This is a genomic window from bacterium SCSIO 12741, assembly GCA_024398055.1.
In the GTDB taxonomy this organism is placed as follows: Bacteria; Bacteroidota; Bacteroidia; order Flavobacteriales_G; family Salibacteraceae; genus SCSIO-12741.
Window position 1 is genome coordinate 870,336 of the sequence record CP073749.1, and the last position, 14,528, is coordinate 884,863.

Below are 14,528 nucleotides of genomic sequence, written 5' to 3' on the forward strand. Positions count from 1 at the left end.
CTTAACGCTTACTTGCGATCAACAAAGTTGACGAAGTCGCGATGGGTTGAACCCGTGTACACCTGACGTGGGCGTCCGATAGGCTCATTATTTTCACGCATCTCTTTCCACTGTGCAATCCATCCAGGAAGACGTCCCAAAGCAAACATTACAGTGAACATTTGAGTTGGAATACCCATAGCCCGATAGATGATTCCAGAGTAGAAATCTACGTTTGGATACAGTTTTCTTTGAATGAAGTACTCATCCTCCAAAGCCACTTTTTCAAGGCTCTTAGCAATTTCAAGTACAGGATCATTCACTCCCAGCTTAGCCAATACTTTATCAGCAGCTTTCTTGATAATTAAAGCACGAGGATCGTAGTTTTTGTAAACGCGGTGTCCGAAGCCCATCAAACGGAATGGGTCATTCTTGTCCTTAGCCTTAGCGATAAACTTAGCTGTATCACCACCATCGGCGCGGATAGCTTCAAGCATTTCAATCACTGCCTGGTTAGCACCACCGTGAAGTGGACCCCATAGAGCAGAAATACCTGCTGAAACCGAACTGTACAAGCTGGCGTGGCTTGATCCTACGATTCTAACGGTAGAGGTAGAGCAGTTTTGCTCGTGGTCAGCATGAAGAATCAAAAGCTTGTTCAAAGCATCGGAAATAACCGGATCTGTTTGGTAAGACTCAGATGGAATAGCGAACATCATTTTCAAGAAGTTCGAACAATAATCCATAGAGTTGTCTGGGTAGTTCACAGGGTGACCTACTTCGTTTTTGTAAGCCCAAGCAGCAATCGTAGGCATCTTAGCCAAGATGCGGATAATGCTCAAGTTAACTTCTTCCACAGAACGGTTAGGATCCAAAGACTCTGGATAGAAAGCAGTCAGAGAAGAAATTAGGGACGAAAGAACACCCATTGGGTGAGCTTTTGAAGGAAATCCGTCCAAAATATTCTTGATCTCTTCGTGAACCAAGGTATGCTCAGTAATGTCTTTACAAAACTTCTCGTATTGTGCCTTATTCGGCAACTCACCGTAGATGATTAAGTAAGCCACTTCCAAGAAAGAAGCGTTCTCAGCCAAGTCCTCAATCGAGTATCCACGGTATCTCAACACTCCGTTTTCACCATCGAGGTAAGTAATTCCGCTCTTGGTTGAACCGGTGTTTTTGAATCCTGGATCCAGTGTAATTAGCCCGGATTGACCGCGCAATTTACTGATATCTACTGCCTTTTCATTTTCGGTACCTTCAATTACCGGCAGTTCGTAGGATTGACCATTATAGGTGAGTGTTGCAAAGTCTGACATTTTATGCCTGTTACAAGTTTAAAAATACGTTTGAAAAACCGTCGAAATTCGCCTTCTGTGGGGGATTTCCCGCGTCACGCGAATATACAACTACTGCTTCAGAATTCCTAATGCGAAATCGCTAAAGAAATTTGAAGTTTTTTCCAGGAAATTTCGCAGCCGATCCAAGCTCTTCTTCAATGCGAAGCAACTGGTTGTATTTAGCCACACGATCCGAACGGGAAGCACTTCCTGTCTTGATCTGTCCTGTATTCATCGCTACTGCCAAATCAGCAATAGTTACATCTTCCGTCTCCCCTGATCGGTGACTCATTACCGAAGTATATGAGTTAGCAGTAGCCAATGCAACCGCATTCATGGTTTCGGACAAGCTTCCAATCTGGTTTACTTTGATCAAAATGGAGTTAGCAATCGACTCATCGATTCCCTTTTGCAATCTTTTGGTGTTGGTCACGAACAAATCGTCTCCCACCAACTGACAGCTATTTCCAATTCTTTCGGTCAACAATTTCCAGCCTGCCCAGTCATCCTCGTCCATTCCATCTTCAATGGATACGATCGGGTATTTCTTGGTCCAGCTTTCCCAGTAATCCACCATCTCGCCAGCGCTCAATTTGCGACCATCGGATTTGTGGAAATGGTAAACCTGCTCTTCTTTGTTGTAGAATTCGCTTGACGCAGCATCCATAGCAATCCAAATGTCTTCTCCTGGACGGTAACCAGCAGATTCGATCGCTTTCAAAACAAACTCGATTGCTTCTTCATTGGATTGTAGGTTTGGTGCAAATCCACCTTCATCACCCACATTCGTCGAATATCCGGCTTTCTTCAAAACCGTTTTCAGGTGATGAAACACTTCCACGCCCATGCGTAGAGACTCCGAAAAACGATCGGCGCCAAAAGGCATGATCATGAATTCCTGAAAGTCAATTTTGTTGTCTGCGTGGGAACCTCCGTTAAGGATGTTCATCATCGGTACAGGAAGCGTATTGGCATTGGCACCGCCCACATAGCGGTACAAAGGCTGTCCATGATAGGCAGCAGCAGCTTTTGCCGCAGCCATAGAAACACCTAAGATTGCATTCGCACCTAGCTTTCCTTTGTTCTCGGTACCATCCAGATCAAGCAAAAGTTGATCAATATCGTTCTGATCAGATACGGGTACACCGATCAAGGACTCAGCAATATCGTTGTTCACATGGTCTACAGCGTTCAAAACACTTTTGCCCAGGTAATAGTCCTTATCGCCATCGCGAAGTTCAACAGCTTCGTGCACTCCCGTAGAGGCTCCAGAAGGAACAGCGGCACGGCCAACAGCTCCACTTTCGGTAAATACTTCTACTTCAAGAGTTGGGTTTCCCCGAGAATCCAGAATTTGTCTTCCGGTTACATCAATGATTGCGCTCATTGTACTGGTATGTTTTTAGAGGTTTTGATCAGGGTAATAAAATCATCAAATAGATAACGGGAATCATTGGGTCCAGCCGACGATTCAGGGTGATACTGCACCGAGAATGCTTTACGATCGGTTACCTTAAGTCCCGCAAGCGTATTATCATTCAAATGACGATGCGTGATTTCGATCCGAGGATCTTTTTCCGCCGTTTCCCAGTCTACCACGAATCCATGGTTTTGGGAAGTCACTTCACAATGTCCGGAAACCAGATTCTTAACCGGGTGGTTAATTCCACGGTGACCGTTAAACATTTTTGAAGTAGTTAGTCCTTGAGAAAGGGCTAATACCTGGTGTCCCAGGCAAATTCCAAAGGTCGGTGTGTTGGTATCCACCAACTCCTTAACCGTTGCAATGGTATCTTTCATAGCCGATGGATCTCCAGGGCCATTGGACAACATGATTCCATCCGGATTCCAATCCAGAATATCCTTTGCCGGTGTATTGTATGGGAACACCTTTAAGTAGGCTCCGCGATCGGCCAAGCAACGAAGAATGTTTCTTTTTACTCCTAAGTCCAACACAGCGATACGAATCGAAGCCGATTCATCACCGAAGAAATAAGGCTCAGTACAAGAAACCTTAGAGGCCAATTCCAACCCGTCCATAGATGGCACTTCAGCAAGTTTTGCTTTAAGCTCATCCAAATCCTGGATATCCGAAGAAATAATGGCATTCATCGCTCCTTTGTGACGGATATGGCGGACCAATTCCCGGGTATCAATATCAGAAATACCTACGCGGTCATTTTCTTCAAAGTAATTCTGCAGAGATCCTGTGGAATCTACCCGAGAAAAATCCTCAGAGAATTTCTTACAAACCAGACCTTCAATCTTGATAGAGTCCGATTCAATCTCCTTATCGTTAACACCGTAGTTCCCGATATGCGATGTTGTGAGCAAAAGAATCTGCCCGTAATAAGAGGGATCAGTAAAAATTTCTTGGTATCCGCTCATTCCGGTATTAAACGCGATCTCACCGGTGGCGGTACCAATTTTACCTACTGCTTTGCCATAAAACACGCTACCATCCTCGAGTAGCAATGTGGCTTTGGGTCTTTCGTGATACTTCATTTTAGATCAAAAAAAAAGGACAAGGCAATGTTGCCCTATCCTTTTTTGTATTGTTTGAGTGTAGGATTCAATTCTATTCTTTGTCTCCTTCCTTTTTGCTTTTTTCTTCTGATCCTTTATCAGAATCAGCTTTCGCTTCTGCTTTTGGAGCAGCTTCAGCGGCAGGAGCTTCTTCAACTTTCGCTTCTGCTTCAGGAGCAGCAGCCTCAGTTGTTTCAGCTTGAGCCTCCGCTTTAGGAGCAGTAGAAGCAGATCCACCGCGACGACGACGACGGGTAGTCTTCTTCTTGGCATCTTGACCGTACAGTTCGTTGAAATCAACCAGTTCGATCATACACATTTCAGCACCGTCACCCTTACGAGATCCTGTTTTGATAATGCGGGTGTATCCACCTGGTCTGTCGGCAATTTTAGGAGCCACTTCGCGGAACAGTTCGGAAACTGCCACTTTATTTTGAAGGTAGCTAAACACCACACGTCTGGAGTGAGTAGAATCCGTTTTTGATCGGGTGATCAAAGGCTCTACATACCGTCTTAGTGCACGAGCTTTAGCAACAGTCGTGTTGATGCGCTTATGCTCGATCAGGGAGCTGGCCATATTTGCCATCATCGCCTTTCTGTGACCGGCTTTTCTACCTAAGCTGTTTGTTTTATTATTGTGTCTCATCTCAACAAATATTCCTCTTTAAACCTTCCTCTTCTTAGTCTTTGTCTAACTTGTACTTGGACAAGTTCATTCCAAAGGACAATCCTTTCGCCTCTACCAATTCTTCCAGTTCGGTCAAAGACTTCTTACCAAAGTTTCTAAACTTCAGCATGTCGTTTTTGTCGTACTGTACAAGATCTCCGAGGGTATCGATTTCCGCTGCTTTCAAGCAGTTCAATGCACGTACACTCAAGTCCAAATCAACCAATTTGGTTTTAAGCAATTGACGCATGTGCAATGAAGTCTCATCGAATTCTTCTTCAGAAGCTTTTTCTTCTGTATCCAACGTGATCTTCTCATCAGAGAACAACATAAAGTGGTGGATAAGAATCTTAGCGGCCTCTTTCAAAGCATCTTTAGGATGAATGGACCCGTCTGTTTCAATATCAACAATCAATTTCTCGTAATCCGTCTTTTGCTCAACACGGTAGTTTTCAACCGAGTATTTCACGTTGCGGATAGGAGTAAAAATGGCATCGATCGGAATTACGCCAATAGCCAAATCAGATTTATTTTCTTCAGCAGGAACATATCCGCGACCTTTATTGATGGTCAATTCCATCTGGATGTCTACGGACTCGTCCATGTGAGCGATCACTAAGTCAGGATTCAATACCTGGAAGGCAGAAGTAAACTGACCGATATCACCAGCGGTAAGAGTTTCCTTTCCGCTTACTTTGATGATCACTTTTTCGCTGTTAATATCTTCGATTTGTTGCTTAAACCGAACTTGCTTCAGATTCAGAATGATTTCGGTAATATCTTCCGAAACACCCTTCAAAGTGGAGAACTCATGATCAACACCTTCTAATTTTACAGATACCACTGCAAAACCTTCAAGAGAAGACAGAAGGATACGTCTTAATGAGTTTCCGATGGTAATTCCATAGCCAGGCTCCAATGGTCTGAATTCAAAACGACCATTTTGCTCGTCTGACTCAATCATGATTACCTTATCGGGCTTCTGAAAATCTAGGATTGCCATATTTTTTTCTTCTTTTTAATTGTTTCAGGGTTGCGCGGTTGGAGAGAGTGAAGAAATCTAACCAACCCTTTAGCCCCAATCCAATGGGATTAATTATTATTTAGAATACAATTCTACGATTAGCTGCTCCTTGATATTTTCTGGAATCTCATCTCTTTGAGGTTCTTGAACGAAAGTACCAGAAAGAGTTTCGCGGTTAAAATCCAACCAAGGGTATTTAGATACATTAGAAGCCCCTAAAGAGTTGCGGATAACTTCCAAGGTTTTAGACTTTTCGCGAACCGCTACAACATCACCTGGACGTACGTGGTATGAAGGTACATTCACTACAGTTCCATTAACAGTAATGTGACGGTGAGTAACCAGCTGACGAGCACCACGACGAGTAGTTGAAATACCCAAACGGAAAACGGTGTTATCCAAACGGGCTTCACACAATCTCAACAGGTTCTCACCTGTAATTCCTTTAGAACGGGATGCTTTGTCAAACAAGTTCGAGAATTGACGCTCAAGAATACCGTAAGTATACTTAGCTTTTTGTTTTTCGGCCAATTGCAGTGCATATTCGGACTGCTTCATACGACGCTTGTTTGGGCCGTGTTGTCCGGGAGGATATGCCTTTCTATCCAGTGATTTATCAGCACCAAAAATCGGGTCGTTAAACCTACGTGCAATTTTTGATTTGGGGCCTCTGTATCTTGCCATTGCTTATTGCTTTTCTCTTCTTGAACTAATTAAACTCTTCTGCGCTTTGGTGGGCGACATCCGTTATGTGGAAGTGGAGTTACGTCCACAATTTCCATCACGGTAATACCAGCGTTGTGCAGGCTACGGATAGCAGATTCTCTACCTGAACCCGGGCCTTTAACGTACACCTTCACTTTTCTCAATCCTGCCTCGTAAGCCGGTTTAGCCGCATCTTGGGCTGCCTGCTGAGCAGCATAAGGAGTATTCTTCTTCGAACCACGGAATCCCATTTTCCCAGCAGATGACCAGGAGATAGTTTGTCCTTGTGAGTTGGTCAAAGTGATAATGATGTTGTTAAAAGATGCTCTAACGTGAGCTTCTCCAACGGCATCAATCTTAACCTTATACTTTTTTGCACTTGATTTTGCCATGATCTATCTACTATTTGGAAGCAATTTTCTTGTTTGCAACCGTTTTTCTCTTTCCTTTTCTGGTTCTGCAGTTGTTCTTCGTACGCTGACCACGTAGGGGCAGACCGTTACGGTGGCGAATTCCACGGTAACAACCAATATCCATCAATCGCTTGATGTTTAGTTGTACTTCCGAGCGAAGTGCACCCTCAACCTTCAATTCAGAGTTGATGTAACTACGAATTCTTGACAATTGATCGTCATCCCAATCCTTCACACGAATGCTTGGATCGACCTCAGCCGCTTCCAAAATCTCTTTCGCCTTCGAGGGACCAATACCATAAATGTAGGTAAGGCCGATAATTCCTCTTTTGTTCTTTGGTAAATCTACACCTGTAATCCGGGCCATAACTTAACTATTAACCTTGTCTTTGTTTGAATTTAGGATTCTTCTTGTTGATCACATACAAGCGTCCTTTTCTTCTGACGATCTTGCAATCCTCACTACGCTTTTTCAAAGATGCTCTTACTTTCATCTCAATCCTTATTTGTATCTGTAAGTAATTCTACCTTTCGTCAAATCATAAGGAGACATTTCCACCTTTACCGTGTCCCCTGGCAAAATCTTGATGTAGTGCATCCGCATTTTACCAGAAATGTGTGCTGTGATCACGTGACCGTTTTCGAGTTCTACGCGAAACATAGCATTGGACAGGGCTTCGATGATCTTACCGTCCTGTACTATCGATGACTGTTTAGGCATACTTTTTTTTATTATCCAATACCTTTTCTATCTCTTCAAAACTTGACAGAATATCTGCCTTGCCGTTCCTGATGGCAATATCGTGCTCAAAGTGCGCTGAAGGTTTTCCGTCACGTGTTACAATGGTCCAGCCATCGTTCAATTGTTTCACGCCCCGTACTCCCAGATTGATCATTGGCTCAATTGCCAATGCCATTCCGGTTTTCAACATCTTACCCCTTCCTGGCTTCCCGTAGTTAGGAACTTCGGGACCTTCATGAAGATCGCGCCCCAACCCATGACCGACTAATTCACGAACCACACCATAGCCGTGATTTTCCGCATGAGTTTGAACTGCATAACCAATATCACCAATGCGATTACCAGTTATGGCTTGTTCAATACCGAGGTACAAACTTTCTTTGGTTACTTCCAAAAGCTTTTTCACTTCCGGAGCAACTTCACCAATTTCAAAGGTGTAAGCTGAGTCACCACAAAAACCATTAAGAACAACTCCGCAATCAATCGAGGCAATATCCCCGTTTTCAAGCGGTTTATTTGTAGGAATCCCGTGTACCACTTGCTCATTTACTGAGAAACAAAGGGTATTTGGAAATCCGCCAAATCCTTTAAATCCTGGCTTAGCTCCATGATCGCGGATAAACTCCTCTGCGATCTTGTCCAAATCGAGCGGAACAACTCCAGGCTCAATTCGTTTAGCTACTTCCGCCAGGGTTTTGCCAACAAGCAAACAACTCTCGCGGAGGATCTCAATCTCTTCGTCAGTCTTGTAAAAGATCTGCGCCATTAGATTGCTGCTCCTCCGGTGCCATAAGCACCAGCCGTAGAACGACCACTAATTTTTCCAGACTTCATCAGTCCGTCATATTCACGCATCAACAGGTAGCTTTCTACTTGCTGAAGTGTGTCCAAAATTACCCCTACCATGATCAACAAACTGGTTCCACCAAAGAAGTAAGCAAACTGAGTACTTACTCCTGCGATCATAGCAAATGCAGGTAATATGGCTATCACTCCCAAGAAAATAGATCCAGGGAGAGTAATTTTTGAAAGAATGTTGTCCAAGAAATCAGCCGTAGCTTTTCCAGGACGAATACCGGGAACAAACCCACCGTTCTTCTTCAGGTCATCTGCCATCTGATTCGGGTTAATGGTAATCGCGGTATAGAAATATGTAAATGCAATAATCAACACAAAGAAGGTAAAGTTGTACCAGAACCCTGTGATGTCCGCAAATACGGATGCAAAACTGGTCAATGCACTGGACTCATCAGAAGAGAATCCAACCAAAGTCATTGGCAAGAACATCAAAGCCTGAGCAAAGATAATTGGCATTACACCAGAAGCATTTACTTTCAATGGAATGTAGTTACGAGCTCCACCGTACTGGCGGCTACCTACTACGTTTTTCGCAAAATTAACCGGTACCTTACGTACACCCTGTACTAACAGGATAGTAGCTACGGTAACCAAAAGAAGGAATACCATCTCAACCAGGAACAACACTGTACCACCAGCTTCAACACCCAAACGGCTCTCAAATTCAAAGATGATAGCTGTTGGGAAGTTGGCGATAATACCGATCATGATCAACAAGGAGATACCGTTACCCAGTCCTTTGTCGGTGATTTTCTCACCCAACCACATTACGAACATGGTACCAGTAACCAAAAGAACGGTAGAAGAAATCCAGAAGAATGGTCCGCTGCTTACCATAGCTTCAGCTGGCACCTGAGTAGCGATATACCCTGGAGCCTGAGCCAAACAGATGGCGATAGTCAACAAACGAGTCCACTGTGTAATTTTCTTACGACCGCTTTCTCCTTCTTTCTGCATCTTAGCAAACTGAGGAACTGCAATTCCCAGCAGCTGCATAACAATCGATGCCGAGATATAAGGCATAATACCCAGGGCAAACACAGATGCTCGTGAAAAAGCACCTCCCGCAAACATGTTTAACAATGATGCAAGTCCTGTACCCTGGCTGGCATATTGTTCCAACATAACCGAGTCTACACCCGGAAGAACAATAAACGAGCCCAAACGATAAATAAGCAAAAAGAACAACGTATTCAGGATTCGAATACGTAGATCTTCTATTTTATAAATGTTTACAAATGTCCTTATTAATCTCTTCATTTGGTTGTTCTGATTAAGCGGTCAATGCTTCTCCGCCTTGGTCAATAATTGCGCTTTTAGCTTTTTCCGAAAAGGCGTCAGCCGTCACTTTCATTTTCGCGTTCAATTCACCGTTACCGAGAATTTTGATCAAATCATTTTTAGAAGCCAATCCATTAGCTACCAAAATTTCTTGATTTACCTCAGTAATCTTCTTGTCAGCCAATTCCTGAAGCGTGCTCAGGTTGATAGGCTTATATTCAACGCGGTTAATGTTCTTGAAACCGAATTTTGGAACACGACGTTGTAGGGGCATCTGACCTCCTTCGAATCCAATCTTACGAGAGTATCCTGAACGAGACTTAGCACCTTTATGTCCACGTGTGGAGGTTCCGCCTTTTCCACTTCCTTCCCCACGTCCGATGCGCTTCTTACTTTTTACCGATCCTTCTGCCGGTTTCAGATTCTCTAATTTCATCTTTCCTGGTTCTTATCTATTTAACCTCTTCCGTTTGAACAAGGTGAGCCACCTTTTTCACCATTCCTACAACTTGAGGAGTAGCTTCATGTTCTACGGTTTGATTCATTTTTTTCAGACCTAGAGCTTCCAAAGTCTTCTTCTGTCTAGCCGGACGATTAATTCCGGAACGTACTTGAGTGATTCTAATCTTACCCATGGTCTTATTCTTAACCGTTAAATACTTTGTTCACATTCACACCACGGTGATTTGCCACAGTGTAAGCGTCTCTCAATTCAGTCAAAGCCTTAACTGTAGCCTTAACCACGTTCTGTGGATTAGAGGAACCTTTAGACTTTGCCAATACGTCAGTTACACCAACGCTTTCCAATACTGCACGCATCGCACCACCGGCAATTACCCCGGTACCGTGTGAAGCTGGCTGCAAGTATACATCAGATCCACCATAACGTGCTCTTTGTTGGTGAGGAATAGTTCCTCTAATGATAGGAACTTTTACCAAATTCTTCTTAGCGTCGTCAATTCCTTTGGCAATAGCAGAGGTTACTTCCTTCGCTTTACCGGTTCCAAATCCAACTACACCATTCTCATTTCCCACAACAACCAAAGCGGAGAAACTAAAAGTACGTCCACCTTTGGTTACTTTAGTCACCCGGCGGATGTTAACCAGCTTATCTTTCAATTCGATCTCGCTGGATCTTACTCGTTTAATATTTGCGTTTGCCATTATCCGATTAGAATTTGAGTCCGCCTTCTCTTGCCGCGTCAGCAAAAGATTTAACTCTTCCGTGATACAAATAACCGTTACGATCGAACTTTACGGTTTCGATCCCAGCTTCTACCGCTTTACCGGCAATTACTTTTCCTACATAAGCAGCCTGGTCGCTTTTGCTTCCTTCAGCGGCTTGTTTATCATTTAAAGAAGATGCAGATGCCAGGGTTTTTCCTGATACATCATCGATCAACTGAGCGTAAAACTCCTTGTTGCTTCTGAATACAGACAATCTTGGAGTACTTGCGTCACCGCTAACGATTTTGCGGATTCTCTTCTTAATTCTGCTACGTCTCTGTAATTTCGTTAGTGCCATCTCTCAAACTTATTTAGCTGCTGACTTACCTGCTTTTCTACGGATGTACTCACCTACGTAACGAATACCTTTTCCTTTGTAAGGCTCAGGCTTTCTAAGGGAGCGAATTTTAGAGGCCACCATTCCAAGCAACTGCTTGTCGTGAGACTCTAACTGAATCAAAGGATTCTTACCTCTTTCAGTTTGTGCTGCTACCTTAACTTCTTCAGGCAATTGGATCAGCACGTTGTGGGAAAATCCTACAACCAGTTCCAGTTCCTGCCCCTTAGCGGTAGCACGGTAACCAACACCGATCATTTCCAATTCTTTCTTATATCCCTGTGTAACTCCAATGATCATGTTATTGATCAAAGCACGGAACAAACCGTGTCTTGCACGGGAATCTTTACTGTCATCTTTCCTTTCAAGAGTCAGAACGTTGTCTTCGATTTTCACGCTTACGTGATCCGACAACTCCTGAGACAGCTCTCCTTTAGGACCCTTAACGTTCACAACGTTACCATCAACGGTAACGGTTGCGCTTTCAGGTATTGCTATAGGTGCTTTTCCTACTCGTGACATTTCTAATTGTCTATCTGATTAATACACGTGGCAAAGAACCTCTCCGCCAACATTCAAATTTCTTGCTTCTTTATCCGTCATCACACCTTGAGATGTAGACACGATGGCCACTCCCAATCCGTTCAGTACGCGTGGCATTTCTTTAGCGCTGGTATACTGACGTAAACCTGGCTTAGAAATACGGGTAATCTTTTTGATCGCGTTGGTCTTGCCATCGGCATTGTATTTCAAAGCGACCATAATTTTACCTTGTGGTTTTTCGTCCACGAATTTGTAGTTCAGGATGTACCCTTTCTCAAAAAGGATCTTGGTCATCTGCTTCTTAAGGTTAGAAGCAGGAATCTCAACTACTTTATGTTTGGCCTGTACACCGTTTCGGATACGGGTCAAAAAATCTGCTATAGGATCTGTATACATAATTCCTTCTTGTCTCTATTCTACCAACTCGCTTTCTTCACTCCGGGAATCAAGCCTTGTACAGCCATTTCACGGAAGGTCACCCTGGAAATACCGAAGTGACGCATGTATCCTCTTGGTCTTCCGGTTAGTTTACAACGGTTGTGCAAACGAACGGAAGAAGAGTTCTTAGGAAGTTTCTGAAGAGCTTCCCAATTTCCTTCAGCTTTAAGAGCAGCACGCTTTTCGGCAAATTTCGCAACCATTCTTTCGCGTTTGCGCTCTCTTGCTTTCATTGATTCTTTAGCCATCCTTCTGTCTTATTTTTTAAAGGGTAATCCAAATTCGTCTAACAATGCACGAGCTTCCTCGTTGGTATCGGCTGAAGTCACAAAAGTGATATCCATACCATTGATCGATTTGATCTTATCGATATCGATTTCCGGAAAGATGATTTGCTCTTTGATACCCAATGTGTAGTTTCCACGTCCGTCAAACCCTTTAGGGCTAATTCCGCGGAAGTCACGAGTACGTGGAAGAGCCAAGGCAACCAGGCGATCCAGGAATTCGTACATATTATCGTTTCTAAGAGTCACTTTGGTACCAATTGGCATCCCTTTTCTGATCTTAAAGTTAGACACGTCTTTCTTGGCTTTACAAGAAACAGCGCGCTGACCTGCGATCATAGATAACTCTTCAACAGCTACTTCCAAAATCTTTTTGTCAGTAGTTGCTTTACCCATACCCTGGCTGATAACAATCTTCTCCAGTTTAGGCACTTGCATGGAAGACTTGTATTGGAACTTATCCATCAAGTTGGATACGATAGTCTCCCGGTACGTTTTTTTCAATCTGGGCTGATACATAATTAAATCTCCTCCCGTTTATCTTTAGACTTCTTGGAATAGCGTACAGTTTTTCCTTCAGCATTCTTCATGCGGCCAACACGGGTTACGTCCCCGTTCTTGTCAACGAGCATCAAGTTGGAAATGTGTACGGTACCTTCCTTCTCAACAATTCCACCGTCAGGGTTAGTGGCGCTTGGCTTGGCGTGAACTTTAATCACGTTAACACCTTCCACAACCGCTCTGTATTTTTCACGATCTACGGACATAACCCTTCCGGTTTTGCCTTTGTAGGATCCGGCAATCACTTTTACCGTATCGTCTTTTTTAATGTGGATTTTCATCTTTCCTTTTCTTATCCGTTAAAGTACTTCAGGTGCAAGAGAAACAATCTTCATGAATTGCTTTTCACGCAGCTCACGAGCTACCGGACCAAAAATCCGAGTTCCTCTCATTTCTCCTGCAGCATTCAATAGCACACAGGCGTTATTATCGAAACGGATGTAAGATCCGTCTGCTCTTCTCACCTCTTTCTTGGTTCTCACAATCACCGCGCGGCTCACTGCACCCTTTTTCACGTTGCCTGAGGGCATGGCATCTTTCACAGTAACTACAATCTTGTCACCAACTGAAGCGTATCTTCTTCCGGTACCACCCAGAACGCGGATACACAATACTTCTTTGGCGCCGCTATTGTCTGCTACATGTAACCTGCTTTCTTGCTGAATCATTGTTATTCCTTTAGCCTGTTAAACCTTACTTGGCTTTCTCAATAATTTCGGTCAACCTCCAACGCTTGTTTTTAGACATTGGACGCATCTCCATGATCTTTACGGTATCGCCTATTCCGCACTCGTCTTTTTCGTCGTGTGCCATAAACTTCGTCGTTTTCTTAACGAACTTACCGTACTTCGGGTGCTTAATTTTACGCTCCACAGCTACAACGATGGACTTGTCCATAGCTGCACTGGTTACCACACCGATTCTTTCTTTTCTAAGATTTCGCATTGCTCTTATTTAGATTGCTCCAACTCTCGTTTGGTGATTTCGGTTTTCAACCGGGCAATAGTTCTTCTTTTCTCACGGATTACCATCGGGTTTTCCAGCTGAGATACCGTGTGATTCATTTCAAGTTTGCCCAATGATTCAGTCTCATCGCCCAAACGCTCAAACAACTCCTCGGTAGTCAATTCTTTAATTACAGATTGCTTCATCGCTTCTCTTGTTATTCTCCGTCGTAATCTCTTCTAACAACTAACTTACAGGTAACTGGTAGTTTTTGAGCAGCCAGTCTCAGGGCTTCCTGAGCGATGGTGGAGTTCACTCCTTCGATCTCAAACAACATTCTACCAGGCTTCACTTTCGCCACCCAGTGGTCCAAGTTACCCTTACCTTTACCCATCCGTACTTCGGCTGGCTTAGAGGTGATCGGAGTATCTGGGAAAATACGAATCCAAACTTGTCCTTCCCTTTTCATGTAACGGGTTACTGCGATACGAGCAGCCTCAATCTGACGGCTTGTAATGCGACCCATTTCCAGGGTTTTGATCCCGAAAGATCCGTAGGCAAGCTGGGCGCCACGTTGGGCGTTTCCTTTAATTCTTCCCTTCTGTACTTTTCTATGCTTTGTTTTCCTGGGCTGTAACATCTTTCCCTAAATTAAATC

25 protein-coding genes are annotated in these 14,528 nt (G+C 43.7%); all 25 read right to left on the bottom strand.

Annotated elements, in window-relative coordinates; all coding sequences use genetic code 11:
• Positions 1 to 8: 8 nt before the first annotated feature.
• The 25 genes from KFE98_03670 to rplP all read right to left on the bottom strand — a co-directional run bounded on the left by KFE98_03670 (position 9) and on the right by rplP (position 14,510).
• Positions 9 to 1,298, bottom strand: a complete 1,290-nt coding sequence (locus KFE98_03670) for a citrate synthase (protein UTW63265.1) — start codon at positions 1,296 to 1,298, stop codon at positions 9 to 11.
• Between the two features lie 121 nt (positions 1,299 to 1,419).
• Positions 1,420 to 2,706 (bottom strand): phosphopyruvate hydratase, encoded by a 1,287-nt coding sequence (eno, locus tag KFE98_03675; protein UTW63266.1) that lies wholly within the window; start codon positions 2,704 to 2,706, stop codon positions 1,420 to 1,422.
• Complete coding sequence (carA, locus tag KFE98_03680) at positions 2,703 to 3,824, bottom strand: glutamine-hydrolyzing carbamoyl-phosphate synthase small subunit (GenBank protein ID UTW63267.1); 1,122 nt, start codon at positions 3,822 to 3,824, stop codon at positions 2,703 to 2,705. Before carA ends, eno begins: the two co-directional genes overlap by 4 nt.
• Positions 3,825 to 3,897: 73 nt before the next feature.
• Entirely contained in the window at positions 3,898 to 4,491 is a 594-nt protein-coding gene (gene rplQ, locus KFE98_03685; GenBank protein UTW63268.1) for a 50S ribosomal protein L17, read from the bottom strand.
• A gap of 34 nt (positions 4,492 to 4,525) precedes the next feature.
• The gene (locus tag KFE98_03690; GenBank protein ID UTW63269.1) at positions 4,526 to 5,515 is read right to left on the bottom strand and encodes a DNA-directed RNA polymerase subunit alpha; all 990 of its coding nucleotides are present in this window, start codon (positions 5,513 to 5,515) and stop codon (positions 4,526 to 4,528) included.
• A gap of 96 nt (positions 5,516 to 5,611) precedes the next feature.
• Entirely contained in the window at positions 5,612 to 6,220 is a 609-nt protein-coding gene (gene rpsD / locus KFE98_03695; protein UTW63270.1) for a 30S ribosomal protein S4, read from the bottom strand.
• A gap of 29 nt (positions 6,221 to 6,249) precedes the next feature.
• Positions 6,250 to 6,633 carry a 30S ribosomal protein S11 gene (rpsK, locus tag KFE98_03700; protein UTW63271.1) on the bottom strand — a complete coding sequence of 128 codons (384 nt, stop codon included), beginning with the start codon at positions 6,631 to 6,633 and terminating at the stop codon, positions 6,250 to 6,252.
• Positions 6,634 to 6,643: 10 nt separating this feature from the next.
• On the bottom strand, positions 6,644 to 7,021 hold the full coding sequence (rpsM, locus tag KFE98_03705) for a 30S ribosomal protein S13 (GenBank protein UTW63272.1): 378 nt from the start codon (positions 7,019 to 7,021) through the stop codon (positions 6,644 to 6,646).
• 10 nt (positions 7,022 to 7,031) lie between these two features.
• Entirely contained in the window at positions 7,032 to 7,148 is a 117-nt protein-coding gene (gene ykgO / locus KFE98_03710) for a type B 50S ribosomal protein L36 (GenBank protein ID UTW63273.1), read from the bottom strand.
• Between the two features lie 8 nt (positions 7,149 to 7,156).
• Positions 7,157 to 7,375 carry a translation initiation factor IF-1 gene (gene infA / locus KFE98_03715; GenBank protein UTW63274.1) on the bottom strand — a complete coding sequence of 73 codons (219 nt, stop codon included), beginning with the start codon at positions 7,373 to 7,375 and terminating at the stop codon, positions 7,157 to 7,159.
• Positions 7,368 to 8,162 carry a type I methionyl aminopeptidase gene (gene map / locus KFE98_03720; GenBank protein UTW63275.1) on the bottom strand — a complete coding sequence of 265 codons (795 nt, stop codon included), beginning with the start codon at positions 8,160 to 8,162 and terminating at the stop codon, positions 7,368 to 7,370. The genes infA and map overlap by 8 nt, the downstream gene beginning before the upstream one ends.
• Complete coding sequence (gene secY / locus KFE98_03725; GenBank protein UTW63276.1) at positions 8,162 to 9,514, bottom strand: preprotein translocase subunit SecY; 1,353 nt, start codon at positions 9,512 to 9,514, stop codon at positions 8,162 to 8,164. The genes map and secY overlap by 1 nt, the downstream gene beginning before the upstream one ends.
• Positions 9,515 to 9,527: 13 nt before the next feature.
• Positions 9,528 to 9,971, bottom strand: a complete 444-nt coding sequence (gene rplO / locus KFE98_03730) for a 50S ribosomal protein L15 (protein ID UTW63277.1) — start codon at positions 9,969 to 9,971, stop codon at positions 9,528 to 9,530.
• Positions 9,972 to 9,987: 16 nt separating this feature from the next.
• Positions 9,988 to 10,170 carry a 50S ribosomal protein L30 gene (rpmD, locus tag KFE98_03735; GenBank protein UTW63278.1) on the bottom strand — a complete coding sequence of 61 codons (183 nt, stop codon included), beginning with the start codon at positions 10,168 to 10,170 and terminating at the stop codon, positions 9,988 to 9,990.
• 10 nt (positions 10,171 to 10,180) lie between these two features.
• Positions 10,181 to 10,699 (bottom strand): 30S ribosomal protein S5, encoded by a 519-nt coding sequence (gene rpsE, locus KFE98_03740; GenBank protein UTW63279.1) that lies wholly within the window; start codon positions 10,697 to 10,699, stop codon positions 10,181 to 10,183.
• A 7-nt stretch (positions 10,700 to 10,706) separates the two neighbouring features.
• The gene (gene rplR, locus KFE98_03745; protein ID UTW63280.1) at positions 10,707 to 11,060 is read right to left on the bottom strand and encodes a 50S ribosomal protein L18; all 354 of its coding nucleotides are present in this window, start codon (positions 11,058 to 11,060) and stop codon (positions 10,707 to 10,709) included.
• Positions 11,061 to 11,069: 9 nt separating this feature from the next.
• Positions 11,070 to 11,621: a 50S ribosomal protein L6 gene (gene rplF, locus KFE98_03750; GenBank protein ID UTW63281.1), complete on the bottom strand. Its 552-nt coding sequence runs from the start codon at positions 11,619 to 11,621 to the stop codon at positions 11,070 to 11,072.
• Positions 11,622 to 11,639: 18 nt separating this feature from the next.
• Positions 11,640 to 12,038: a 30S ribosomal protein S8 gene (gene rpsH / locus KFE98_03755; protein UTW63282.1), complete on the bottom strand. Its 399-nt coding sequence runs from the start codon at positions 12,036 to 12,038 to the stop codon at positions 11,640 to 11,642.
• Between the two features lie 20 nt (positions 12,039 to 12,058).
• Positions 12,059 to 12,328, bottom strand: coding sequence for a 30S ribosomal protein S14 (gene rpsN / locus KFE98_03760; GenBank protein UTW63283.1), 270 nt, complete (start codon positions 12,326 to 12,328; stop codon positions 12,059 to 12,061).
• 9 nt (positions 12,329 to 12,337) lie between these two features.
• Positions 12,338 to 12,883 (bottom strand): 50S ribosomal protein L5, encoded by a 546-nt coding sequence (gene rplE / locus KFE98_03765; GenBank protein UTW63284.1) that lies wholly within the window; start codon positions 12,881 to 12,883, stop codon positions 12,338 to 12,340.
• Positions 12,884 to 12,885: 2 nt separating this feature from the next.
• A complete protein-coding gene (rplX, locus tag KFE98_03770) occupies positions 12,886 to 13,206 on the bottom strand; it encodes a 50S ribosomal protein L24 (protein ID UTW63285.1) in 321 nt (106 codons plus the stop codon).
• Positions 13,207 to 13,224: 18 nt separating this feature from the next.
• Positions 13,225 to 13,593 carry a 50S ribosomal protein L14 gene (gene rplN, locus KFE98_03775; protein UTW63286.1) on the bottom strand — a complete coding sequence of 123 codons (369 nt, stop codon included), beginning with the start codon at positions 13,591 to 13,593 and terminating at the stop codon, positions 13,225 to 13,227.
• Positions 13,594 to 13,618: 25 nt separating this feature from the next.
• Entirely contained in the window at positions 13,619 to 13,870 is a 252-nt protein-coding gene (rpsQ, locus tag KFE98_03780) for a 30S ribosomal protein S17 (protein ID UTW63287.1), read from the bottom strand.
• A 5-nt stretch (positions 13,871 to 13,875) separates the two neighbouring features.
• Positions 13,876 to 14,076 carry a 50S ribosomal protein L29 gene (rpmC, locus tag KFE98_03785; GenBank protein UTW63288.1) on the bottom strand — a complete coding sequence of 67 codons (201 nt, stop codon included), beginning with the start codon at positions 14,074 to 14,076 and terminating at the stop codon, positions 13,876 to 13,878.
• A gap of 11 nt (positions 14,077 to 14,087) precedes the next feature.
• A complete protein-coding gene (gene rplP, locus KFE98_03790) occupies positions 14,088 to 14,510 on the bottom strand; it encodes a 50S ribosomal protein L16 (protein ID UTW63289.1) in 423 nt (140 codons plus the stop codon).
• Positions 14,511 to 14,528: the final 18 nt, after the last annotated feature.

Coding starts and splice junctions, on each gene's coding strand:
- rpsN (UTW63283.1), bottom strand. CDS start 12,328: ATGGCTAAAGAATCAATGAAAGCAAGAGAGCGCAAACGCGAAAGAATG.
- KFE98_03670 (UTW63265.1), bottom strand. CDS start 1,298: ATGTCAGACTTTGCAACACTCACCTATAATGGTCAATCCTACGAACTG.
- rpsK (UTW63271.1), bottom strand. CDS start 6,633: ATGGCAAAATCAAGTGCAAAAAAGTATAAGGTTAAGATTGATGCCGTT.
- rpsQ (UTW63287.1), bottom strand. CDS start 13,870: ATGCGAAATCTTAGAAAAGAAAGAATCGGTGTGGTAACCAGTGCAGCT.
- rplP (UTW63289.1), bottom strand. CDS start 14,510: ATGTTACAGCCCAGGAAAACAAAGCATAGAAAAGTACAGAAGGGAAGA.
- rpmC (UTW63288.1), bottom strand. CDS start 14,076: ATGAAGCAATCTGTAATTAAAGAATTGACTACCGAGGAGTTGTTTGAG.
- map (UTW63275.1), bottom strand. CDS start 8,162: ATGGCGCAGATCTTTTACAAGACTGACGAAGAGATTGAGATCCTCCGC.
- rplX (UTW63285.1), bottom strand. CDS start 13,206: ATGAAAATCCACATTAAAAAAGACGATACGGTAAAAGTGATTGCCGGA.
- rpsM (UTW63272.1), bottom strand. CDS start 7,021: ATGGCCCGGATTACAGGTGTAGATTTACCAAAGAACAAAAGAGGAATT.
- rplQ (UTW63268.1), bottom strand. CDS start 4,491: ATGAGACACAATAATAAAACAAACAGCTTAGGTAGAAAAGCCGGTCAC.
- ykgO (UTW63273.1), bottom strand. CDS start 7,148: ATGAAAGTAAGAGCATCTTTGAAAAAGCGTAGTGAGGATTGCAAGATC.
- infA (UTW63274.1), bottom strand. CDS start 7,375: ATGCCTAAACAGTCATCGATAGTACAGGACGGTAAGATCATCGAAGCC.
- rplN (UTW63286.1), bottom strand. CDS start 13,593: ATGATTCAGCAAGAAAGCAGGTTACATGTAGCAGACAATAGCGGCGCC.
- KFE98_03690 (UTW63269.1), bottom strand. CDS start 5,515: ATGGCAATCCTAGATTTTCAGAAGCCCGATAAGGTAATCATGATTGAG.
- rpsD (UTW63270.1), bottom strand. CDS start 6,220: ATGGCAAGATACAGAGGCCCCAAATCAAAAATTGCACGTAGGTTTAAC.
- rpsE (UTW63279.1), bottom strand. CDS start 10,699: ATGGCAAACGCAAATATTAAACGAGTAAGATCCAGCGAGATCGAATTG.
- rplO (UTW63277.1), bottom strand. CDS start 9,971: ATGAAATTAGAGAATCTGAAACCGGCAGAAGGATCGGTAAAAAGTAAG.
- rpmD (UTW63278.1), bottom strand. CDS start 10,170: ATGGGTAAGATTAGAATCACTCAAGTACGTTCCGGAATTAATCGTCCG.
- rpsH (UTW63282.1), bottom strand. CDS start 12,038: ATGTATACAGATCCTATAGCAGATTTTTTGACCCGTATCCGAAACGGT.
- rplE (UTW63284.1), bottom strand. CDS start 12,883: ATGTATCAGCCCAGATTGAAAAAAACGTACCGGGAGACTATCGTATCC.
- secY (UTW63276.1), bottom strand. CDS start 9,514: ATGAAGAGATTAATAAGGACATTTGTAAACATTTATAAAATAGAAGAT.
- eno (UTW63266.1), bottom strand. CDS start 2,706: ATGAGCGCAATCATTGATGTAACCGGAAGACAAATTCTGGATTCTCGG.
- rplF (UTW63281.1), bottom strand. CDS start 11,621: ATGTCACGAGTAGGAAAAGCACCTATAGCAATACCTGAAAGCGCAACC.
- carA (UTW63267.1), bottom strand. CDS start 3,824: ATGAAGTATCACGAAAGACCCAAAGCCACATTGCTACTCGAGGATGGT.
- rplR (UTW63280.1), bottom strand. CDS start 11,060: ATGGCACTAACGAAATTACAGAGACGTAGCAGAATTAAGAAGAGAATC.